Origin of the sequence: Cognatishimia sp. MH4019, assembly GCF_020177595.1 — a bacterium.
Lineage (GTDB): Bacteria > Pseudomonadota > Alphaproteobacteria > Rhodobacterales > Rhodobacteraceae > JAHTBL01.
Map to the genome: position 1 here is coordinate 87,817 of NZ_JAHTBL010000005.1, position 23,035 is coordinate 110,851.

Genomic DNA, 23,035 nt, shown 5'->3' on the forward strand with positions numbered 1-23,035 from the left:
ATGACATTAAATAAATTTATTAAGGCGGCCCTCATCGGTTTCGCCCTTACAACGACAAGCATCCCATTGAGCGCGTCGGCCGAGACATTGCGCGTGCTGCGCGGTGCGCCCTCGACCGAATTGAGCGTGCCGATGAACCGGGCAGTGGTCGTCGAAAGCGACGTTCCTTTCGCGGAACTCAGCATCGCCAACCCCGGCATCGCAGACATCTCGACCTTGTCGGATCGCACGATCTACGTGCTCGGCAAGGCCCCTGGTCGCACGTCGCTGACGCTCTTAGGCGCCGATGGTCGCTTGATCACCAATGTAGAAGTGCGCGTCGCTCCGGATATCTCGGAGTTCAAGGAACGGCTGCGCCAGATCCTTCCAGGTGAGAATATCGAAGTGCGCACCGCCAATGACGGCATCGTGCTGTCCGGCACGGTCTCCAGCATCGCGCGCCTTGATCGCGCGCTTGATCTGGCCAACCGGTATGCGCCTGAGCGCGTGTCGAACCTCATGACCGTGGGCGGTGTTCAGCAGGTGATGCTGAAGGTGCGCTTTGCTGAGATGCAGCGCAATGTTTCAAAGGCCTTGGGGTCATCGCTTGGTTTCAACACGAATGTGAACGGCACCGGCTTTGCTGTGGGTGGGACGAACTCCGCCCTAAGAAACGGGCTTGACGGAAGTGTTGTTGCAGGCGGGCAGATCAACGACGGCGCTGAGGGTGCGCTTGGCGTGCGCTTCGACGTCGCTGGCGTTGAATTTTCATATCTCCTGCAAGCCCTTGAAAGCAAAGGCGTTGTTCGCACTCTGGCAGAGCCGAACCTGACCGCCTTGTCCGGTCAGGAAGCCAAGTTCCTTGCCGGTGGCGAATACCCGATCCCCGTTTCGCAGGAAGAGGGCGTGATCACCGTCGAATTCAAACCGTTCGGTGTTGAGCTCAACTTCATCCCGCGTGTGGTCGATGGCGATTTGATCAACCTTACGCTCGAAGCGGCTGTTTCCTCAATCGACCCCGGCAACGGTGTCGTCGCCGGCGGCCTGTCGATCGACGCTTTCCGTCGCCGCGAAGCCAAAACCACCGTTGAAATGCGCGATGGCGAAAGCTTTGCCATCGCAGGCCTGCTGCAGGACGATTTCCGCGACCTGAACGGTCAGGTGCCGTGGTTGGGCGATGTCCCGATCCTCGGAGCGCTCTTCCGCAGCGCGGAATACGAGCGTTCCCAGTCAGAATTGGTGATAATCGTGACGCCGCATCTGGTGACACCGACCCGTGGCGAAGCCCTTGCGCTGCCCACCGACCGCGTGGCCATCCCGACCGAGCGTGAACTTTTCCTCTTTGGCAAGACGGCCTCCACCCCCAAGCGCGGTGCCGCCGGAGAAGTTGCCAAACAAGACTTTAGCGGGTCTTATGGCTACGTAATGGATTGATTTGATGTTGGGGCATATGAAAATTCTGATTTCCGCCGCAAGCCTTCTGGCTTTGACCGCTTGCGCAAGCAGTGACGCCAGTTTCTCGACCTTTGGGCGAGAAGCGGGATCGCTTCTGGATGAAGGAAATTTCGGCAACCCGACAATGAACAATGTGTTGGTGCAGACCGGTCAGAAGAACTTCGTGATCGACCTGTCCCGCCGCTTCGCGGCCGAGACACCTTCGACCGTAAATTTTGCCTTTAATTCCGCACGCTTGGATGCCGCAGCTCAGGCTGCTTTGCGCCAACAGGCGAACTGGATCCGTCAATTCCCCGAAGTCCGCTTCCGGGTCTACGGGCACACCGATGCCGTCGGCTCCAACAGTTACAACAAACGTCTGGGCAAGCAACGCGCCAACGCGGTTGTCCACTACCTGTCCAGCCAAGGCATCAGCCGGTCGCGGCTCGAAGCGCTGGTCTCGTTTGGTGAAACCCAACCCTTGATTGTCTCTGAGGGGCGCGAACGGCAAAACCGCCGCACCGTCACCGAAGTTTCGGGCTTTGTCAGCTCGCATCCATCCGTGCTGAACGGCAAATATGCCGAGGTGATCTTCCGCGATTACGTCACAAATGGTGCGCAGATCCGCAGCGAACTGGAAGGCATCGCCGGTGCCGAGGTGGCCACGGGCAATTAACCAATCAGGGGTAAATACCCCAGTTTGATTACCTTTTGGCCGCAATCTTGCCCTCTTTCCCCGTCAAAAAATCTCCAATGGGAGTTTTCCGCGTCGATTGTTGATGTGGGGTCGACCGAACGGGGTACATGCCGCGCGCATACTACGAGCAGTCGCGCAGCATAAGAATAAGCCCCGTCCATGTCGGCATGACAAAAGGACGAGAGGCAATGAGTAGCGCATTATTACAGCCGGAGGCAGCACCGATCCTGGCCTGCACGATCTCACGAGATGTGCAGAACTTTGATCTTCTGATCGAAGACATGGAAGCCGCCATGGGCGAAAGCTGGGGTGATCTTGGTTTCACCGACGCCATCGCGTTTTTTAACCAGCCCGATGCGGACGCGCTGGAGTTTGTGGCCGTCGCCATTGACGCCGATGACGAGACGGACCTGCCTCTGATCACCGAAGTCTTGAACGCCGCGAAAGCGCGCGACATCAAGGTCATTCTGATCGCCGAGGATGTCAGCTCCATCGCGCTGCACCAGTTGCTGCGTCAGGGCGCAGACGAATTTGTCCCCTACCCGCTTCCCGAGAACGAGTTGAACGAAGCCATCGAGCGTTTGCAAACGCCCGAGGAAGAGCCTGTTCCCGCTGATATGCAGACCAAGATCAAAGCCACCGGCGACAAGGACGGCGTTGTCCTTCCTGTCCACGGTCTTGCGGGCGGCACCGGGGCTACGACCATGGCTGTGAACCTTGCATGGGAGCTTGCGAACACGCCGTCCGAAAAACCCGTGCGCGTGTGCCTGCTGGATTTCGATCTGCAATTTGGCACCGCCTCGACCTTCCTTGATCTGCCCCGCCGCGAAGCGATCTACGAGCTGATTTCGGACACGGAATCCATGGACAGCGAGAGCTTTATGAACGCGCTGCTGACCTATAATGAAAAGCTGCACGTTCTGACCGCACCGCAGGATATGCTCCCCCTCGATCTGATCGGGCCGGAGGATGTCGAGCGTCTGATCAACGTGGCCAAGACCAATTTCGACTATGTCGTGATCGACATGCCATCCACGCTGGTGAGCTGGACCGAGATTGTCCTGCAGCATGCGCATGTCTATTTCAGCCCGCTGGAGCTGGACATGCGCTGCGCTCAGAACGCGCTACGCATGGTCAAAGCCCTCAAGGCCGAAGACCTGCCGTTCGAGAAACTGCGTTTCGTGATGAACCGCGCCCCCAAGATCACCGACCTCAGCGGGCGCTCCCGCGTCAAACGTCTGGCCGAAAGCCTGAACGTGGCCATCGAAGTGCTGCTGCCCGATGGTGGCAAGCAGGTCACGCAAGGCTCCGATCACGGCGTTCCCCTGGCAGAGACCGCCGCCAAAAATCCGCTGCGTAAAGAGATTGCGAAGCTCGCAAGCTCAATCCACGCGCTGAATGTTGCGGCTGAAGCCGCCGCCTGAGGCACTTTCAAGGACCGTTATTTATGTTTTCACGTTACAAAAAACCCTCAACCGGCGGCAGCAAGCCCGACCTGAAGGCCGTGCCTGCCCCCAAAGCCGCCGCCGCGCCGACCAAGTCGCTGCGCAAAGCGGCCCCGGTGAAGGCGGATACGGGCCTTGGTGAGAAGGAAAAAAAGCGCAAGGAGAAGCTGTCCGAGATCAAGCTGGCGCTCCACAAAGAACTTCTCGACAGTCTGAACCTCTCCGCGCTGGAAAGCGCGTCCGAGGCTGATCTGCGCAACGAAATCGGCGCGATCATGACCGAAGTGCTGGCCGAGCAGGGCATCGTTCTGAACCGCGAAGAACGCCAGTCACTCAGCCAGGATTTGTTCGACGAAGTGGTAGGCCTCGGGCCCTTTGAGCCGCTTTTGAAAGACGATACCGTGAACGATATCCTCGTGAACGGCCCCCAGCAGATTTTCGTGGAACGCGACGGTAATCTTGAGCTCACGGATGTGACCTTCAAGGATGAAAAGCACCTGTTGCGGATCATCGACAAGATCGTGTCCGCCGTGGGTCGCCGCGTTGATGAATCCAACCCCTATGTGGACGCCCGTTTGGCCGATGGCTCGCGTTTCAACGCCATGGTGCCGCCGATTGCGGTGGATGGCAGCCTTGTCTCCATTCGTAAATTCAAGAAAGAAAAGCTGGCGATTGACGATCTGGTCAACTTCGGTGCCTTCACCGAAGAGATGGCTGCCTACCTGCAAGCCGCCGTGGCCACGCGCCTGAATATCATCGTCTCCGGTGGTACGGGTTCTGGTAAGACGACCACACTCAACGCGCTGTCTTCGTTCATCGACGACGCCGAACGCATCCTCACGATCGAGGATACGGCCGAACTTCAACTGCAACAAACCCATGTGGGCCGGATGGAAAGCCGCCCCGCCAACGTCGAAGGCAAAGGTGCTGTGTCTCAGCGCGACTGTCTGAAGAACGCGCTGCGTATGCGTCCTGACCGCATCATCGTGGGTGAGACGCGGGGCGAGGAAGTGATCGACATGCTCCAGGCCATGAACACGGGCCACGACGGGTCGATGACCACGATCCACGCGAACTCTGCACGGGATGGCGTCAGCCGTCTGGAGAACATGATCGCGATGGCCGGTATCGAGATGCCCCTGAAAGCGGTGCGCAGCCAGATATCTTCGGCTGTGAACCTCATCGTGCAGGCCTCGCGTCTGCAGGACGGCTCGCGCCGGATGACGTCCATCACCGAGATTACCGGGATGGAAGGCGACGTGATCTCCATGCAGGAAATCTTCCGCTTCCAGCGCGTGGGCCTGACGCCCGAAAACAAGATCATCGGTCACTTCACGGCCACCGGCGTGCGCTCGCACTATTCCGAGCGGTTCCGCATGTGGGGCTATGATCTGCCCGCCTCAATCTTTGAACCCTTTGCGGCGGAGTAACGTCACATGACCATCAATCCGGAAATCATCGTCTACGGCCTGATCTTCTTCGCAGTTCTCGCAATTGTCGAAGGCCTCTATCTGGTGGCTTTCGGCAAGTCGATCAGCCTGAACCGCAACGTCAACCGCCGCCTTGCCCTTCTTGAAAAGGGCGCAGGCCGCGAAAAGGTGATGGAACAGCTCCGCAAGGAGATGGGCCAACACATGAATTCGCGGTCCATCCCGCTGTATTCGGTCCTGGCCGAGAAAGCGCAAAAGGCCAATATCGCCTTCTCGCCCATTCAGCTGATCCTCATCATGGGCCTTCTGGGCGCTGTCGCATTTGTGGGGCTGACCATGGGCACCGGCACCGGCCTGCCCATCCGCATCGGCTTGTCCTTCGTGATGGGTGTGGGCGGCGTCTATGTCTGGGTGAACAATCGCGCCAAAAAGCGTATGGCTTTGTTTGAAGAGCAACTGCCCGATGGCGTGGACCTGATGGTCCGCTCCCTGCGCGTGGGGCACCCGTTTTCAAGTGCCATCAACATCGTGGCGACCGAAGTGGCTGACCCGCTCGGCACCGAAATGGGCATGATCGCAGACGAGGCCGCGTATGGTCGCGACGTGGGCGATGCGCTCAAAGCCATGGCCGAACGCCTTGATATGCAGGATTTGCGCTTCCTCGCGGTCGCCGTGACCATCCAGCAGCAATCAGGTGGTAACCTTGCCGAGATTTTGCACGGCCTCAGCCTCGTGATCCGCTCGCGCTTCAAACTCTTTCGCCGCGTGAAAGCCATCACCGCCGAGGCGAAATGGTCCGGCATGTTCCTGTCGGGTTTCCCCATCGTCGCGATGATCGGGATCAACCTTTTGCAGCCCAATTACTACGACGAGGTCAAAGAAACCGCCGTCTTCATCCCTGCCTGTCTGGTCGTTGCTGGTTTCCTGATCACCAACATCTTCGTCATGCGCAGCCTTGTGAATATCAAGGTGTGAGGAACCGATATGCTTGAGCAATTCAACACCATGCTGACCGATATGTTCGGTCCTTTCGGCCCGCTCTTGCTGGTCGGTATTCTGGGTCTTTTCATGATCCTGCTGACCGTGCCGAGCCTGATGAACCGCAAGCCGGACCCGCTCGACAAGATCAAAGAGAACGCGACCGGGATCACCACTGGCAAGAAAGACCGCGAAAAGCTGCGCAATGGCGGCAATGACAAGCTCGAGAAATACTCGAACTTTCTTGAGCCTCAGGACGAGGAAGAATTTTCCGCCGTCCGCCTGAAACTGATGCAAGCGGGCTACCGCACCAAAAACGCTGTGCGCACCTATTACTTCGCGCAATTCGCCCTGGGCATCAGCCTACTGGTGCTGGGTCTGATCTATGCCTTCATCAGCTCCGCCACCGGGGAGCCGACGACCCAATCGCTGATCCTGGCCACCCTGCTTCCGGCCTGCGCGGGCTATATGCTGCCCAAATACTGGGTGCAGCGCCGCCTGCAAACACGGCAGGAAGAGATCGTGAACGGCTTTCCCGACAGCCTCGACATGATGCTCGTCTGCGTGGAAGCCGGTCAATCGCTGGATCAATCCATCGTCCGCGTGGCCGCCGAAATTCGTGCAGGCTACCCCGCACTGGCAGACGAATTTGATATCGTCGCACAGGAAATGAAAGCCGGTAAGGACAAGAACTCGGTGCTGGAAGACATGTCCGAACGCGCCGGCGTGCAGGACGTGACCTCTTTCGTGACCGTACTCAAGCAATCCAACGCATTTGGTACGTCAATCGCCGAAGCGCTGCGGGTCTATGCCGGGGAAATGCGTGACAAGCGCGTGATGCGGGCCGAAGAAAAAGCAAATACCTTGCCCACAAAGATGACACTTGCCACTATGATGCTTACGGTTCCGCCGTTGCTGATCATCCTGATCGGACCTTCGGTTTACGGGATCTACGAAATGATGAGCAACGCGAATTTCTAATGGCATGATGCACAAATGGGTGGGGATCGCACTGGCCGTGGCGACACTGGTCGCCTGCGATCCGGCAGCAAAAACCCCCGATCCTGACAATCCTTTCGCCCCCGGTCTTGCTGGGGGTGAAGCCGTTGATGGACTCATTGTCGGGCACCGCCTGATGTCGGCGGGCGAATACGAGCTGGCGCTGAAGGCCTATTCCCGCGCGATCGGCGATCAGGGTTTCTCTCCTGATGTCCTCTCAGCCCTTGGTTCGGCCAACCTGAAACTGGGCCGTCTGAACCAATCCGAAGAACTGTTACGTCGTGCCACCCGCGAAGAGCCTGATTTCGTCCCCGCCTGGAACAATCTGGGCGTCGTTTTGATGGAAAAAGGCGAAACCATCGAAGCACGGCAGGTGTTTCGCCATGCCTATGCGCTCGATAGTGGCAATTCTGACCAAATTCGCGACAATCTTCGCTTGGCTATCGCAAAAACCGAAAATTCCGAGTATGAAGATGAGATACAGACGCCATATCAATTGGTGCGACGGGGCAGCAGCGATTTCCTGATCCTGCAAACGCCCTGAATGAGGCAAGAGCAGTAAAAGGACGCAGGCAAAATGCGCCACTCTATTCTTCTTTCCGTGTGCCTGATCGGCACCGTTGGTCTGGCCGCGTGCCAGAAATCCTCTGACGCCGAGGTCGATCGCGCGATCAAGGACGTCAATGTCATCGACAGCACAAACCTCAATCAAGTCATGCTCACCGCAGCTGATCCGAACGAGGCTGTGGCCTATTTCCAGCGCTCCCTTGGTCAGGACCCGGACAGGCTTGAGTTCAAACGCGGTCTTGCCGTCAGCCTTGTGCGCGCCAAACGCCCGGTTGAAGCCGTCTCCGCCTGGCAGCGCGTCATTGACGATCCCAACTCCGAGGCCGCCGACCGTGTCGAGATGGCCGATGCCCTGATCCGCTCGAACGAGTGGGACAAGGCCGAGGCGCAGCTCAATCAGGTGCCGCCCACCTTTGAGACCTTCAAACGCTACCGTCTTGAGGCGATGATCGCCGACAGCAACAAGGATTGGGACAAGGCCGACAGCTTTTACCAGACCGCCGTTGGCCTGACGACGCAGCCCGCCGGTGTGCTGAACAACTGGGGCTATTCCAAACTGACCCGCGGTGATTTTGCCGGGGCAGAGCGTCTGTTCGGCGATGCCCTGCGGCAGGATCAAAAGCTGTTCACCGCCAAGAACAACCTCGTTCTGGCCCGCGGCGCGCAGCGCAAATATGACCTGCCCCTCATCCCGATGAGCCAGGTCGAACGCGCGCAACTTCTGCACACGCTGGGCCTTTCCGCGATCAAGCAAAACGACATCGTGACCGGCAAGGGCTTGTTGAAAGACGCCATCGAAACGCATCCCCAGCATTTCGAGGCCGCCGTCCGCAGCCTTGACGCGCTGGAAGCCAACGTCTCGAATTAAGCAATGGCCATAACGACTTACGCGGCATTGTGGTTCTTGCCCTTCGTCTTGCCAATCTGCCTCTACGTCGCGTGGAGCGACCTGCGCACGATGAAAATCCCAAACCGCGCGGTCGTGACCTTGCTGGCCGTCTTTGTGGTGATCGGCCTGGTCGCAGTGCCCCTACCCGAATACCCGTGGCGCTTGCTGAACGGCGTGATCGTGCTGGCCATCGGCTTTGTGCTGAACATGGCCCGCGCCTTCGGGGCCGGTGACGCGAAGTTCTGCGCCGCCGCAGCGCCCCTTATTGCGCCAGAGGACGGGATGTTCGTGCTCATCATCTTCACCGCCACATTGCTGGGCACATGGGTCACGCATCGCGCCGCGAAATACAGCGCTTTGAAGAAACTGGCCCCCGAGTGGAAAAGCTGGAGCACAGGTCAGGATTACCCGATGGGCTTTGCCTTGGGCGGTGCGCTTGGCATCTATCTGCTCCTTGGCGCGACGCAGGCCAACTGGATCCCGTGGCTCGCCCGACAAGAGTGGATACAGGCGCTCTTCGGTTAGGTCCCAACCGCTCACATCGCTCGAAAAGCTTCAATATTTCGTTTAAATACAGTGCGCTAGGGCGCATTAAAATATTATGTTAAGTCTTGCAGAAATTTATCCAGCAAGATCAATGCAGCCGCTCTGAAAACAGGGTTTCGCGCGCGAAACCTTAGCTCTCCTCGCCCATCTCCACCGCATAGAGGATATACATCTCGTTGCGCCTGATTTCCGTCAGACCAATCTCGGTCCGCTCATTCAGCGCCTCCACAATAGGTCGCTGCGCAGCACTCAGAACGGGGCATTGCGGCACCAGCACATAATCCGCGCTCTCGATCCCCGGCAGCCCCCCGTAATACCACGGCGCGCCCCGTTTGAGCGGCAGAAGCTGGTCCGAGAACAGCCAGATGCTGGAGAACAGATCAACCATGAAAATACGTTTGCCATCGGCCAGACCGGCCCCTTCCAGATCGTCGGTCAGCGCATCCATCCATGCCGACATCCCGATATTGATCTCGCATTCCGGCAGCGTTTCGCCGCGAAACACCACCGGCTCACCACGGTTCGCCTGTTCCCGGAAGCGCGCATAAACCGACCCTTCGCCGTCCATCGGCTGGCTCATATCCATCCGGTAAACGCGCTCTTTGAAGGCTAGCAAGTCCGTATGCTCGGAAGTGCCTGCGATCAGCGGCACAAAGTCCTCCGCGTCCAGATTGGCATGGCGAAACACGCTTGTGGTCATGTTCACATAAGACGCGGCACTCAGCGCGAACGCGGCCCCTGCCGTGATCGTCACCGCTTGGCGCAAGTCCCAGCCCCAGCCGTTCACCTTGCCAGCCTCGGGTCGCATCGCGATCAGCAAAATCCCAAGGAATCCAAGCCATTGCGGGTCATTCTCAAAATTCTGATAGGTTACATAGAAGAACGCAGGGGCCAGCAGAAGCAGCACCAGCCCTTCGGTTTCGCGCCCCGCCTGGCGTAGCAAAACCACGCCCGCCAGAGCTGTGACGGTTCCCGCAACGTAGGCTGGCGCGCTCAGGATATCGGTGAATGTATCGCCCGGAGCCGCCCGCAGGTCCGAGCCCATCACGGTCAACAAATCAACCAGATACATCAGCCAGTATTGCACGCCATAAACAGCCGTGAACGTCCCCGTCAGCACCAGCCCCGTGACCAGTGCCAGCCCCAAAGCCTTCGCCCGTCCGGTCTTGATCAGCGCCACGATGATTGCAGGCAGGAACGCTGCGAAATAGGTCATCTTGGTCAGCACCAGCGTGAACATCAGCGCGCCGATGAGCACGCCATCCAATGTCAGTCGCGACGCGCCCCGGCTTGGCAAAACTGCCAGCAGGATCGCGCAGAACGCCACCGTCCAAGACCACCTGTTATAATGCATCGACAGCGACGCCACATTGTCCGTGCCGCCATGGATCAGCGCCAAGATCAGGATCATCGCGAAAAACCCGAAAACATAGGCCAGCACCGGCGACAGCCGCGAATAGGCCACCCACCAGATCACCGGCAACAGCACACTCGCCACCAGTATCTGGCTGACCAAAAACGCCATGCCCACGCCCAGCCCCATGCTCACCAGCCACGCCACCGGCGCGAACGCCAGCGCGCCAATCGGCGTCATGAAGTCGATATGCGGCACCTCGCCCGAGGCCATCCGCATCACGATCTGCACGAAGTGGAACGTGTCGCCTTCGTGCTGGCCCACGTGAAACGCCCCCGGTATCAGGCCCAGCCCGCCAAACACCACCAGTGTTGCGATCAAAAGGCCCACCAGCCTCAATGGATTTGCCTGCACCATGCCACCCGTTCCTCAAGTCTTTTCAATTGTCGCTTTTTTCGCGTTTGATCCCGCAATAATCCGGCATTTTGTCCATGTTTTGGCAACACGTCCCTAATATCGCCATAAAGGCCGATTACGCCTGCATAAAATGAGCAGCAGCAGGTTTTTGAGCCCATGAATATGCAGACCACCGGCGTGATGTCGCCCCCGGCCCCCAAGACCCTCGACCAGATGAAGCTGGGTCAGGTGATGATGCGCGACATTCTGTTGAAAACGATGTTCCGCATGAACCTTGATCTGGTGACCGAGCTGTCAAAGGCGATCTGTTTGCCCGTCCCGGTGACACAGGAACTCGTCGATCTCGCCCGTGAACAAAAACTGCTTGAGGCAACGGGTACGCTGCACGCCAACTCCGGCGGTGAAATGGGGTATCAGTTGACCGACGCAGGCAAATCGCGCGCACTCGATGCGCTGTCGCAGTCCGAATATTACGGCGCGATGCCCGTCCCGCTGGATGTCTACCGCGAGCAGGTCAAGCGCCAGTCGATCCGCAACATCCAGATCACGCGCGACCAGCTGACCAATGCGATGGGGCATCTGGTGCTACCGAATGAGCTTCTGGATCACCTCGGGCCTGCGGTCTCCGCCGGTCGCTCGATCCTGATGTATGGCCCTCCGGGCAACGGTAAATCCTCTATCTCGAACGGCATCCGCGATGCGCTTGGCGACAAGATCTATGTCCCGCGCGCCATTGAGTATTCCGGTCAGGTGATCACCGTTTACGATCCCATCGTGCATTCCGCTGCCGAGGAACAATCCGACGATCCCAACTGCCTGCGCCGTACTGGCAACCGTTATGACACGCGCTATGTCCGCTGCGAACGGCCCACGGTCGTGACGGGGGGTGAGCTGTCGCTCTCGATGCTCGATCTGGTCTACAACCCCACCGCGCGGACCTATCAGGCGCCGCTGCAACTGAAATCCACCGGCGGCATCTTCATCGTGGACGACCTTGGCCGTCAGGAAGAACCGCCCCAGGCGCTGGTCAACCGCTGGATCGTTCCGCTTGAGGAATCAAAGGATATCCTGGCCCTGCAATCAGGTGAGAAATTCGAAGTGCCTTTCGACACGCTGGTGATTTTCTCCACCAACTTCCACCCGAACGAGATCTTCGACAAAGCGGCCCTGCGCCGGATTTTCTTCAAGATCAAGATCGACGGACCCGAGCAGAAAGACTTCCTGAAAATCTTCTCGCTCGTCGCCCGCAAAAAGAAAATGCCGCTGGACGAGGCCGCGCTGATCCATCTGCTGAAGGTCAAATATCCGACCATCGACAATGTCTATGCCAACTACCAACCCGTCTTCCTGATCGACCAAATGATTGCCATCTGCGAGTTTGAGGGGATACCCTACCAGATGACGCCCGAGCTGATCGACCGCGCTTGGGCCAACATGTTCGTCAAGCAGGAAGAGATCGTCCATTAAGATAACCCTCGCAGGATGCGGCCGCATGGGCCACCCGATGCTCGCCGCGATGGTCGCGGCGGGCCTTCCCGCGCGCGGCTATGATCTGGTTGAAAAGGACAGCAATCTGCCGATCACGACGTCGCCCACCGAGGCCGCAGATGGGGTTGAGACGCTGGTTTCGGTGGTGCGCGATGACGCGCAAACCGATGATGTGCTGTTCGGACGGGGCAATTTTATCGCCTCGCCAACGCTGCGCACAATCGTCATTTCATCGACCCTTTCGCCGAAATACGTCCGTTCGCTGCGCGCCCGCGTGCCGGATCACATCGCCTTGGTCGATGCGCCCATGTCCGGCGCCGTGATCGCCGCGCAAGAGGCGCGTTTGTCCTTCATGCTGGGCGGCGACAACGAAACGCTAGATCAACTCCAACCGCTTTTTGAGGCCATGGGCGCGCATCAGCACCGAATGGGCCCCTTCGGCAATGGCGCGCAGGCGAAGGTGCTGAACAATCTGCTGGCCGCAGGCTCTACTGCGATGACGCGACTGGTCATGGCGTGGGCGCAAGAGGCCGGACTGAACGAGGAAAAACTGCTGCATCTGATCGAGACATCCTCGGGCCAGAACTGGCTTGCGTCGGGCTGGAACACCATCGAATTCGCCCAGCACGGGTTCGAGGACGACAATTCGATCGGCATCCTTGTCAAAGACATCAATGCAGCGCTCGATGCCTTGCCGGAAGATGCGGATACCGCCCTGCCCGAAGCGGTGCGCCAGGTGATATTAAAGCTCCGTCCTGTGGCTTCATCTTTGTAAAAATACTCAAAATCCCAACCGTCGCCCTATATGGAACGGTATGGATTTAAAGCCGATCTTTCATGACTGGTTCGCCTCGAAAGGCTGGGCCGTGCATCCGCATCAGCAACAAATGGTGGAAAAGGCCGACGCGCCGTCGCTATTGCTGATCGCACCAACGGGCGGGGGCAAGACGCTGGCGGGTTTTCTGCCTACGCTCAATGACTTGGCGGATGGTACCCATGAAGGGCTGCACACGCTGTATGTCTCGCCGCTCAAGGCCTTGGCCGCTGATATCAAGCGGAACTTGCGCACGCCGGTCGATGAAATGGCCCTGCCCATTCGCATCGACGACCGCACCGGAGACACCACCGCCACGCGCAAGAAACGCCAGCGCGCGGACCCGCCGCATATCTTGCTGACCACGCCGGAAAGTCTAGCGTTGTTAACGTCCTATGAAGACGCCCCGCGCATGTTCAAGGGGCTGAAAAGGATCATCGTGGACGAGATCCACGCACTGTCGGAATCCAAACGTGGGGACCAGCTGATGCTGGCGCTGGCGCGGCTTCAGACATTGTGCCCTGACCTGAAACGGGTGGGCCTGTCGGCCACGGTCGAAGACCCCGAGGCCATCGCGCGGTTTCTGGCCAAGCATCCTGACCCGACGCAGATTATTCACGCCGATCCGGGGCCTGCACCCGATATCCAGATGCTCACGATTGACGAGCCGCCTCCTTGGGCCGGTGGCGGTGCGAAATATGCGATCCCTGCGGTTCTGGAACAAGTCCGCAAGCACAACACGACGCTGATTTTCCATAACACCCGTGCGCAGGCCGAGCTGTTTTTTCACAATCTGTGGCTGGCGAATGACGAAGGATTGCCCATCGGCATCCACCACGGATCGCTGGCGAAAGCGCAGCGCGAGAAGGTCGAGCAGGCGATGGTGGACGGGTCGTTGAAGGCGATTGTCTGCACAGGGAGCCTCGATCTGGGTATCGACTGGGGCGACGTGGATCTGGTGATCCAGATCGGTGCGCCGAAGAATGTGAAACGCCTTGTGCAGCGGATCGGGCGGGCGAACCACCGCTATAATGCGCCGTCCAAGGCGTTGCTGGTGCCCGCCAACCGGTTCGAGGTGGTGGAATGCATCGCCGCGCTGAACGCCGTGAAAGAGGCTGATCTGGATGGCGACCCGCGCGGGCGTGGGCCGCGTGATGTGCTGTGCCAGCATATCCTGATCACGGCCGCCGCTGGCCCGTTCGAGGCGGATGCGCTTTATGCGGAAGTCACGACCGCGGGGGCCTATGCGGACCTGACGCGGGCTGAATTTGACGATTGCGTCGCGTTTTGTGCGACAGGTGGCTACGCGCTGCGCGCCTATGATCGCTGGCAGCGTTTGAAGCAGCTGCCCGACGGGCGCTGGCAGTTGCGGGACCCACGCGCGGCGCAGCGGATCAGGGCCAATATCGGCACGATTCAGGACACCGACACGCTGAAAGTACGGCTGAAAAACCGCGCGGGAGGCAAGCCTTTGGGCGAGGTCGAGGAAGGGTTCGCCGCGACCCTGACCCCCGGCGATACCTTCCTGATCGGCGGGCAGGTCGTGCGCTATGAGAACCTGCGCGAGATGACGGTCGAGGTCACGCGCAGGCGCTCGGACAATCCGAAAATCGCGACGTTTCTGGGCACGAAATTTGCGACCTCAACCCAGTTGTCGCACCGCATTTTGCGGATGTTTCAGCAAGAGGATTGGCCGGAGTTGCCCAGACATACAGCGGATTGGCTGCGGCTACAGCGCGAGGTCAGCCAGTTGCCCGAGCCTGACCGCTTGCTGATCGAAAGTTTCGATCTGGACAGCCGCCCCTATACGGTCGTTTATGGCTTTGCGGGGCGTAATGCCATGCAAACATTGGGGCTTTTGGTCACCAAACGAATGGAAGAGATGGGGCTGAACCCGCTGGGATTCGTCGCCACGGATTACGCAACGATGATCTGGGGGCTTGATCCGCTGACCGATCCCGCGCCGATTTTCCAACGTGAGACCTTGCGCGACGGGTTCGAGACTTGGCTGGCGGGCAACGCTGTGATGAAGCGCACCTTCAAGGCCAGCGCGCATATCGCGGGGCTTTTGGAACGCAATTCGCTTGGCCAGCGCAAGTCCGGGCGGCAGGCCACGTTTTCAAGCGATATCCTTTATGACACGCTACAGAAATACGAGCCCGATCACCTGATGATGCAAATCACGCAGGAGGAGGCAACGCGCGGTCTGGTCGATTTCGGGCGCATCGAAGAGATGATCGAACGGGTCGGCGCGCGGATTGATCATCGCACGTTGCCGCGCCTGACGCCGCTGGCCGCTCCGCTGTTGTTGGAACCGGGGCGCGTGCCAGTCAAAGGGCTGGCCGAAGAGCGCTTGTTGGCCGAAGAGGCCGAGCGTCTGATGGCGATTGCCCTGCGGGGCGAGACGCCTGAGCCGGAAAAGAAGCAGTGGCGCGTGCCTTACTAAACCCTTGAAACGGGGAGGCAATACGGGCATTGAACAAAGCATGAACGGAGTTGAACTGTCTCTGGCCGGGTGTCGCCTGATCGCCCTTGGCACCGGCGCGCTGCATTGGCCGGATCGGCAGATGCTGATCGTGTCAGACCTGCATCTGGGCAAGTCCGAGCGCATCGCCCGGCGCGGCGGCATGATGCTTCCGCCCTATGAAACACGCGATACGCTGACGCGGCTGGAGGCGGATATCGCGGCCACAGGCGCGCAAAGCGTGATCTGTTTGGGCGATAGTTTTGATGATCGCAGCGCCGCTGAAAGCCTGTCCGAGGATGAACGCCTGTGGATCAAACGGTTGCAAGCCGGGAGGCGCTGGGTCTGGATTGAGGGCAATCACGACCCCGGCCCGCTGGATTTCGGCGGCACACATCTGGCCGAACTGCCGCTCGCCCCGCTGGTGCTGCGCCATATCGCAAGGCCTGGCGCGTCTGGCGAAATCTCGGGGCATTATCATCCCAAAGTGCAATTGCCGACGCGCGGACGCGTGATCTCGCGGCCTGCGTTTCTCTTTGATACGTCGCGGCTGATCATGCCGTCTTATGGCACCTATACCGGCGGTTTGCGCGCGGATGATCCGGCGTTTGCGCGGTTGCTGGCGGCGGACGCCCATGCGGTTCTGATGGGGCCAGCGCCCCAGCGCATTCCGCTATGCCTGTCGGGAGGTTTGTAGGCCTGCGGGTTTACGCTCTGACGGGAGCAGGCCCATCCGCTCGGCCTCGCCACGATAGGTGCGGCTGACGGGCACTTCTGTGCCATCCGACATCACCAGCAACGGGCGATTGTTCTGAGTACGCACCTCGCGCACATGCGCGCGCGCAATCCAGTGAGAACGGTGCACGCAGCCGCCCTCGACATTGTCCATCTCGGCCGTGGCATCCGCAAAGCGCATCCGGAGACGGTGCAGACCGGCGACCGTATGCACAGACACAAAATGCCCATCACTGGACAGACGGATCACGTCGGTCTGCAACGCTTGCGGCAGGCGACGCCAAAGGCGCGGGCCGGTCGGTTTGGACATCTTGAAGTTTTTCTCGATCTGATAAATCAGCCCGCCGATGGCCGATGTGATGATCAGCACGTACAACCCCAATTTCAGGTTTGACGGTCGCTGGCCCGCGGCATCTCCCAGAACAGCGTTGTTGAACCAGATTAGGAAGGGCGTGAATGTCAGCGTGAAGAGAAAAGCCGAGATCGAGGTGGCCAGAATGCTGGGCGATGACATCGACACCCGCACAAGGCTGGACAAAAAGATCGACGTGATCGCCGCCCAGAACACGATGCCCCCCCAATAGAGGAACATCTGAAGATCAGTGGCCTTGCCATAGGTGCCGAACGGGCCGATCAATGTCAGGATAATGGTGGCGCAACAGCAGATCGAAATAGGGATCGGACTGCCATATCGATTGCGCAGATCGTCTTTGAGCCGATCAAGGTAACTGTGAGTATGAAGTATCTGGCCGATCTTGAGATGCTCTCGTAAGTGAACTGTGAGACAACGCCTAAGCACTGCTAGGTATAATGCAAATAGACTAATCAGTTTAGAGGGGTCCATGAGCAAGATCAATATCGACGAAATTCGTGCGCGTAAGATCACCGATAGCTTTGACCGTCAGGCAATGATGCAAGGTTTTGGTGCCAAGATCACAGCGATCTCAGAGGGCGGCGTTACGCTCAGCGCGCCTATTCAGCCGCATGCTTTGCAACAGCACGGGTTTGTCCATGCGGGGCTGACCTTTGCATTGGGCGACAGTGCGGCGGGCTATGCGGCGCTGACCATGATGCCCGACGACGCCGAGGTGATGACCGCCGAGATGAAGATCAACCTCTTGGCCCCCGCGACAGGAGAGCAGCTGATTGCCCGCGGGCGGGTGATCAAACCGGGGCGACGGCTGTTCGTCACGGCTGCCGATGTCTACGCGCTCAAGGGCGAGACCGAGACCCATGTCGCGATACTGCAAGGCACGATGGTGCCAGTCTAGCCTTTGCGCGCAGCCTCAAGATGGGGCCAGACGGGCTGATCGGGGATATGGAGTACCAGCGTGTCGCCCAGTTTCAGCGGCCCTTCCCGCTCGACCCAGGCAGTGATCCCGCGCTTGCCCTTGGCCGCGGCCTTGAAGGCTTTGCCATGCCCCGGCGCATCCTCGTCAATGACCTTGGCGGGCAGATGGCACGGGCGGTTTTCCATATCGACAACCAGCGTCGTGCCCGCTTCTGATTGCAGGCGGGACGATGGCGGCAGATGGGTGAAATCTGGCAAGCCTTCGATCACCATCGACGCACCGACCCAGGTTGGATCGAAATGGTCCACGCCCATTTTTGCGGTCACCTCGGCCATTTCCTCGGCCGAGACGATGGCGAACTGGCGCACATTGCGGATGGTCGTCCCACGCGGATGTTGCGAGATCACCCGGCTGCAAGAGGCGCGCGTTTCACCCCCGTGATCCTCGCCGGCGACGCCGGAAAAGCTGGCGAAAACCTCGTCCAGCGGCTCTGAGCGCAAGGAGGCCTCGCGATCCGGCACGCGGCCCAGAAAGGTAATCTTGGCAGTGAAAGATGTGGGGATCAAAGCGGGCATTGGGGGTCTCCGGATCAGCTGTGCGAAACCTGCCTTGCCCTTTGCCGATCCGCAATCTGAACTTTGCTGATTTATCTAAAATTGCGCGCGCCTCGTCGGTTCGGCTAAGGCTTTGTCGGAGGCCGCTTCGCTTTTTTTGAGTCCTTTACTGGAAGCCGCTTCGCTTTTTAGATTTCTTTACTGGAAGCCGCTTCGCTTTTTCCAAGTATCCTCGCCGAAGGCTCCCCCAACATGCAAAACGCCCCGTCCTTTTCAGAACGGGGCGTTGCATGTTGTCTTACGATCGGATCAGGCGGTGGGTTCCGGCTCCAGATCGCCTTCCGGCGGACGCTGCTTTTTCGGCTTCGTTTTCGGAATTGCGGTGATCGACGGCGCATTGCCTGCGTCAGAGCCATCATCATCGTCCTCGACATGGGGCGGCTCGCCCGCGATGACACGCTTGATCTCGTCGCCGGTCAGGGTCTCGTATTCCAGCAGACCATTGGCCAGACGCTCGAACTCCTCATAGTTCTCTTCAAGGATGGATTTGGCCTTCACATAGGCCTCATCAATCATGCGCTTGACCTCGTCCTCGATCAGCTCTTTCGTTGCCGCGGAAATCGAGAAGCCACCGGCACCATTGCCCATATAGCCTTCATGGGCCTGCTGGTAATCAATGTTGCCGACCTTGTCGGACATACCCCAGCGCAGCACCATCGCGCGCGCCAGACCAGAGGCTTGCTGGATGTCGCCAGACGGACCGTTGGACACTTCATCCTCACCATATTTGAGGATTTCCGCCGCCTTGCCAGCCATCGTCATGGCGAGCTTCTGCTCACATTCGGACTTGTGCCAGTTCAAACGGTCAATCTCAGGCAAGGACACCACCATCCCCAACGCGCCGCCGCGCGGGATGATCGTGGCTTTGTAGACCGGATCGCATTTGGGCAGCTTGAGACCCACAATCGCGTGACCCGCTTCGTGCCAGGCGGTCTTTTCCTTTTGCTCGGGCGTCAGCACCATAGAGCGACGCTCGGCTCCCATCATGACCTTGTCCTTGGCGTTCTCGAAATCTTCCATCGCCACGAAACGACGTCCGACACGAGCGGCCATGAGGGCAGCCTCGTTCACCAAATTGGCCAGATCAGCACCCGAGAAGCCGGGCGTGCCGCGCGCGATCAACCGCAGGTCCACATCGGGGCCAAGCGGGGTCTTGCGGGCATGCACGCCAAGGATCTTCTCGCGGCCTTTGATATCGGGGTTGCCGACAGTGACCTGACGGTCAAAACGACCGGGGCGCAGCAATGCGGGGTCCAGAACGTCCTTACGGTTGGTCGCGGCAAGGATGATGACGCCTTCGTTGGCTTCAAAGCCGTCCATTTCGACCAGCAGCTGGTTCAGCGTCTGCTCGCGTTCGTCATTGCCGCCGCCGTAACCTGCGCCACGGTGGCGACCCACGGCGTCGATCTCGTCAATGAAGACGATACAAGGCGCGTTTTTCTTGGCTTGTTCAAACATGTCGCGGACGCGAGACGCGCCGACACCCACGAACATCTCCACAAAATCGGAACCGGAAATCGTAAAGAAGGGCACACCCGCTTCACCGGCCACAGCACGGGCCAGCAGCGTTTTACCAGTACCCGGAGGGCCCACCAGCAGCGCACCTTTGGGGATTTTGCCGCCCAAGCGCGAGAATTTCTGCGGGTTGCGCAGGAATTCCACGATCTCGTCCAGCTCTTCCTTGGCCTCGTCGATGCCAGCGACATCATCAAAGGTCACGCGGCCATGCTTTTCGGTCAGCATCTTGGCTTTGGATTTGCCAAAGCCCATCGCGCCGCCTTTGCCACCGCCTTGCATGCGGTTCATGAAGTAAATCCAGACACCGATCAGCAGCAGGAACGGCAGCAGCGACAGGATGAAGGTCTGGAAGCCAGACTGTTCCTGAGCCTGCGCCTGCACCGGGATGTCGGCGTCGATCAGCATTTGCGTGATCTCGGCATCTGTCGGCTTGATCGTCACATAGTCATTGCCGTCATTGCCACGAAAGCGGACCTGCTCGCCATCCAGCGTGACCTGCGCCACGTTGCCGCCATCAACGGCGGCGACGAACTCGGAATAGCTGATCGAACGGCTTTGCAGATTGTTCTGCCCGCCATTGAACAGGTTGAAGAGCGCAAGGATGACCAAAAACAGGACCACCCAGAAGGCGATGTTTCTCGCGTTGCCCAAGGAAATTCTCCTTAAAAATCTGTCGGCACGGTGGAGACCACGACGGAATCCATCAGCCACCCACTTAAGATAGAGATCAGGCGGGCTACTTCAATGCGATAAATCACACGTCCGGCAGGTATGCGGCGAAATCCGCGCGATTTCCGACCAATTCGGCACGCCATGCGGGGTTAAAATGCGCTAAAGGGGCCGCGATCAGCGTCTCGCCGTGCCAAATTGAAGGGCTGGCAGCAAGGCTGGCACGGGGCAAACCACTGGCGCGCCAGCTGTCGAGCTGAGCCAGACCAGCCTCGCCCAAGGCGCGCACGCGTTGGCCCGGCTCCATCGGGCCGATCAGCGTCCAGCGGTCATCAAAAAGGGCGTCGGGGCCGCAATCCGCATCGCGCAAGGCGGCAGCTTCGCGTGTCAGGCGGAGGGTTTTGGCGTCTGAGACCAATAATGCGCCATGCAACGTCCCGGCACCGTCTTGCAGCAGCGCCGACAAGGCCGCGTAGCGCGGCGGGTAGGTCTGACCACTGATAAAACAGAGCGCGTCTGACATCAGACGGCTTTGCAGTTCGGGCGGCGCGGCCTCAAAGCCCGCGCGGGCGATCAGCAGATCACCGGCCTGTTGCTGAACTGTCTGGGCAGCAAGCGCCTTGACCTGCTGGCGCAGGGCAGTGCGGGCGCGGCTCATATGGGCGGCGGTTTGCACCAGCCGCGCGCGGTCCAGCCCGATCTTGGCCAGCTCCGGCATCATTTTGCGCAGACGAATGCGGTCAAAACTTTCGTCTTCATTGGTGGGGTCTTCGGACCAGACGGTGCCGCGTGCCAGAAGGAATGTGCGCAGGTCCTGGCGGGCCATCTCCAGCAACGGGCGCACCCAGCGGACCCCGTCTTGGGTGTGCACAGGCTGCATTGCAGCCAGGCCATCCACGCCGGAACCACGAGCAAGGCGCATCAACACGGTTTCGGCCTGATCGTCGCCCGTGTGACCCAGAAGAATGGTCTGAATGCCCGTCTGCGTGGCCCATTCGGCCATCAGGCGGTGACGCGCGGCACGGGCCTCGGCCTGCAGGTTGCCGCGCTGGTCCCAGTCGTCCCATGTGAAAATGCGGTGGGCGCAACCCAGAAGCGCACAAAGGTCAGCCACTTGCGCCAACTCGCGCTTGGCCTCGGGGCGCAGACCGTGATCGACGCTCAGCGCGGTGACACGGTCCGGCCCAAAATGGCCACAAGCCAGGACCAGAAGGGCGGTGGAATCCCCGCCGCCAGACACAGCGACACCAATTTTATCAGAAAACCCGGCCCCTAGAGCGCGCGTGCAGGCTGCTGCAAACGACGCCTCCAGCGTCACGAGCAGCCGAAAGAGCTTTGTGCGGCCTGTGCATCCGCGACGGATGCCGATGTGGGAAAGCGCGTCTGCACTTCGGCCAGTGTCACGCAGGCCTCGTTCGTCTGGCCCAAAGCGCCCAGCGATGCGCCCAGCTTATACAAAGCGCGCGGGGCGTCGGCCCCGTTGGGATCACCCGAAAACGCGTTGAGATAGGCGCGCGCGGCAGAGGTCATGTCACCCAGACCTTCCAGCGCTTCGCCGCGCATCAGGTCGACTTTGACGGCTACTGGGCTGCCCGGATAGGTCTCATTAAAGGTCGCCAACTGGTCAGCGGCGGCTCGAAAGTCACCGGATGCGAGCGCCTCCGACGCCCGCTGGAAATCCTCTGCTTCGCCGACAGCCAATTGCGACACGTCCGTTTGCGGCGCGGGTGCTGCGGGGGCCACAGGCGTGGCAGGGGCCGCGCCGCCACCGAGGGTGGAGCCTTCGCCAAGGGAGGCGATATCGCAGTCTGCTTCAAGCTCGCAGAGGCGGAACTCGAGATCACCGATCCGGTTGGTGCCGTCGCTCACGACTTGATTCACGCGAAACTCCAGCTGTTCGGTCTTTGCCGTCAGGCGCTGCAATTCCATCTCGATGGCATCGACCCGCTCCAGAACCGATCCGCCTGCGCCCGTGCCACTGGGTGCGGCCGTTGTGGACAGCTCCCGCTTGAGGCGCTGAATATCCACAAACAGCACCGACAGTTCCTGCCGGATATCAGCCAGTGTCTGGTCGTCCTGAGCCGCAGCGGGCAGCGCCAAGGCAAGGCCCAGAACAAGAGCGAGGAGTCGAAACATCACGTCAGCTCCTTAGCTGGTGCCGCCTGCTGCGATCACCGTGACCGCGCGGCGGTTCTTGGCATAGCAGCTCTCGTCCGAGCAAATCTCAAGCGGGCGTTCCTTTCCGAAGGTCAGCGTTTGCAGGCGCGTGGCCGCAACCCCTTGGCTGACCAGATATTCCTGCACGGCATTGGCCCGGCGTGCGCCCAGCGCGAGGTTGTATTCGCGTGTGCCTTGCTCATCCGCATGACCTTCGATCACGGCGGTGAATTCCGGATTATTGGCGAGCCATGCGGCTTGGCCTGCCAACACCGTCTGCGCTTGTGGTGTCAACGAGGATTGGTCGACCAGAAACAGCACCCGGTCGCCGATGGTCTGGCTGAAATAGGCGGGCGAGTTGGGGTCTTGCGCCGATCCCACGTCAAAGCCCGCGCCTGCGCCATCCGCTCCAAACCCGCCGTCATTGTCAAAGCGGCCCGCATTCGTACATGCGCCCAGAGCGAAAGCCGCCCCGACCAACACTGCGATTTTCAAACTGTTCATGGTGCTATCCTGTATTTTTCTATGCTCATTTCAGATCAGTCTATC

At 59.6% G+C, this 23,035-nt stretch carries 21 protein-coding genes; 14 read left to right on the forward strand and 7 right to left on the reverse strand.

From position 1 onward, the window contains the following. The 9 genes from KUW67_RS10405 (at position 1) to KUW67_RS10445 (ending at position 8,943) form a co-directional block, all read left to right on the forward strand. Complete coding sequence (locus KUW67_RS10405; RefSeq protein WP_224825239.1) at positions 1-1,413, forward strand: type II and III secretion system protein family protein; 1,413 nt, start codon at positions 1-3, stop codon at positions 1,411-1,413. Positions 1,414-1,429: 16 nt separating this feature from the next. Then, entirely contained in the window at positions 1,430-2,089 is a 660-nt protein-coding gene (locus tag KUW67_RS10410) for an OmpA family protein (protein WP_224825240.1), read from the forward strand. A gap of 209 nt (positions 2,090-2,298) precedes the next feature. Further along, entirely contained in the window at positions 2,299-3,534 is a 1,236-nt protein-coding gene (locus KUW67_RS10415) for an AAA family ATPase (protein WP_224825241.1), read from the forward strand. A 23-nt stretch (positions 3,535-3,557) separates the two neighbouring features. Further along, positions 3,558-4,985, forward strand: coding sequence for a CpaF family protein (locus KUW67_RS10420; protein WP_224825242.1), 1,428 nt, complete (start codon positions 3,558-3,560; stop codon positions 4,983-4,985). Between the two features lie 6 nt (positions 4,986-4,991). Continuing rightward, positions 4,992-5,960, forward strand: a complete 969-nt coding sequence (locus KUW67_RS10425; RefSeq protein WP_224825243.1) for a type II secretion system F family protein — start codon at positions 4,992-4,994, stop codon at positions 5,958-5,960. Between the two features lie 9 nt (positions 5,961-5,969). Next, positions 5,970-6,944, forward strand: coding sequence for a type II secretion system F family protein (locus KUW67_RS10430; RefSeq protein ID WP_224825244.1), 975 nt, complete (start codon positions 5,970-5,972; stop codon positions 6,942-6,944). 4 nt (positions 6,945-6,948) lie between these two features. Next, positions 6,949-7,506 carry a tetratricopeptide repeat protein gene (locus KUW67_RS10435; protein ID WP_224825245.1) on the forward strand — a complete coding sequence of 186 codons (558 nt, stop codon included), beginning with the start codon at positions 6,949-6,951 and terminating at the stop codon, positions 7,504-7,506. A gap of 33 nt (positions 7,507-7,539) precedes the next feature. Then, positions 7,540-8,397 (forward strand): lipopolysaccharide assembly protein LapB, encoded by an 858-nt coding sequence (locus KUW67_RS10440; protein WP_224825246.1) that lies wholly within the window; start codon positions 7,540-7,542, stop codon positions 8,395-8,397. Between the two features lie 3 nt (positions 8,398-8,400). Continuing rightward, positions 8,401-8,943 carry a prepilin peptidase gene (locus KUW67_RS10445; RefSeq protein ID WP_224825247.1) on the forward strand — a complete coding sequence of 181 codons (543 nt, stop codon included), beginning with the start codon at positions 8,401-8,403 and terminating at the stop codon, positions 8,941-8,943. Between the two features lie 151 nt (positions 8,944-9,094). Here the strand turns inward: KUW67_RS10445 and KUW67_RS10450 are convergent, their stop codons facing one another. After that, positions 9,095-10,735 (reverse strand): hypothetical protein, encoded by a 1,641-nt coding sequence (locus tag KUW67_RS10450; protein ID WP_224825248.1) that lies wholly within the window; start codon positions 10,733-10,735, stop codon positions 9,095-9,097. 156 nt (positions 10,736-10,891) lie between these two features. Here KUW67_RS10450 and KUW67_RS10455 point away from each other — a divergent pair, with 156 nt between their 5' ends. The 4 genes from KUW67_RS10455 to pdeM are packed head-to-tail and all read left to right on the forward strand — an operon-like array spanning position 10,892 to position 16,198. Then, complete coding sequence (locus KUW67_RS10455) at positions 10,892-12,202, forward strand: ATPase (RefSeq protein WP_224825249.1); 1,311 nt, start codon at positions 10,892-10,894, stop codon at positions 12,200-12,202. Between the two features lie 25 nt (positions 12,203-12,227). Beyond that, entirely contained in the window at positions 12,228-12,998 is a 771-nt protein-coding gene (locus KUW67_RS10460; RefSeq protein WP_255596796.1) for an NAD(P)-dependent oxidoreductase, read from the forward strand. 40 nt (positions 12,999-13,038) lie between these two features. After that, the gene (locus KUW67_RS10465) at positions 13,039-15,483 is read left to right on the forward strand and encodes a ligase-associated DNA damage response DEXH box helicase (protein WP_224825250.1); all 2,445 of its coding nucleotides are present in this window, start codon (positions 13,039-13,041) and stop codon (positions 15,481-15,483) included. A 40-nt stretch (positions 15,484-15,523) separates the two neighbouring features. Continuing rightward, positions 15,524-16,198, forward strand: a complete 675-nt coding sequence (gene pdeM, locus KUW67_RS10470; RefSeq protein WP_224825251.1) for a ligase-associated DNA damage response endonuclease PdeM — start codon at positions 15,524-15,526, stop codon at positions 16,196-16,198. Here the strand turns inward: pdeM and KUW67_RS18480 are convergent. Then, on the reverse strand, positions 16,175-17,035 hold the full coding sequence (locus tag KUW67_RS18480) for a LytTR family DNA-binding domain-containing protein (RefSeq protein ID WP_224825252.1): 861 nt from the start codon (positions 17,033-17,035) through the stop codon (positions 16,175-16,177). The genes pdeM and KUW67_RS18480 overlap by 24 nt on opposite strands. A 43-nt stretch (positions 17,036-17,078) precedes the next feature. On the opposite strand from KUW67_RS18480, the gene KUW67_RS10480 reads away from it, so the two are divergent. Beyond that, positions 17,079-17,507, forward strand: coding sequence for a PaaI family thioesterase (locus KUW67_RS10480; RefSeq protein WP_224825253.1), 429 nt, complete (start codon positions 17,079-17,081; stop codon positions 17,505-17,507). Here KUW67_RS10480 and KUW67_RS10485 read toward each other — a convergent pair. The 5 genes from KUW67_RS10485 to pal form a co-directional block, all read right to left on the reverse strand. After that, positions 17,504-18,103: an MOSC domain-containing protein gene (locus tag KUW67_RS10485; protein WP_224825254.1), complete on the reverse strand. Its 600-nt coding sequence runs from the start codon at positions 18,101-18,103 to the stop codon at positions 17,504-17,506. The genes KUW67_RS10480 and KUW67_RS10485 overlap by 4 nt on opposite strands. A 288-nt stretch (positions 18,104-18,391) precedes the next feature. Next, positions 18,392-20,311 (reverse strand): ATP-dependent zinc metalloprotease FtsH, encoded by a 1,920-nt coding sequence (gene ftsH, locus KUW67_RS10490; protein WP_224825255.1) that lies wholly within the window; start codon positions 20,309-20,311, stop codon positions 18,392-18,394. 103 nt (positions 20,312-20,414) lie between these two features. Then, the gene (tilS, locus tag KUW67_RS10495; RefSeq protein WP_370634959.1) at positions 20,415-21,569 is read right to left on the reverse strand and encodes a tRNA lysidine(34) synthetase TilS; all 1,155 of its coding nucleotides are present in this window, start codon (positions 21,567-21,569) and stop codon (positions 20,415-20,417) included. Positions 21,570-21,643: 74 nt separating this feature from the next. After that, a complete protein-coding gene (gene ybgF / locus KUW67_RS10500; protein WP_224825257.1) occupies positions 21,644-22,465 on the reverse strand; it encodes a tol-pal system protein YbgF in 822 nt (273 codons plus the stop codon). A 12-nt stretch (positions 22,466-22,477) separates the two neighbouring features. Next, a complete protein-coding gene (gene pal / locus KUW67_RS10505) occupies positions 22,478-22,990 on the reverse strand; it encodes a peptidoglycan-associated lipoprotein Pal (RefSeq protein WP_224825258.1) in 513 nt (170 codons plus the stop codon). Positions 22,991-23,035 lie beyond the last annotated feature (45 nt).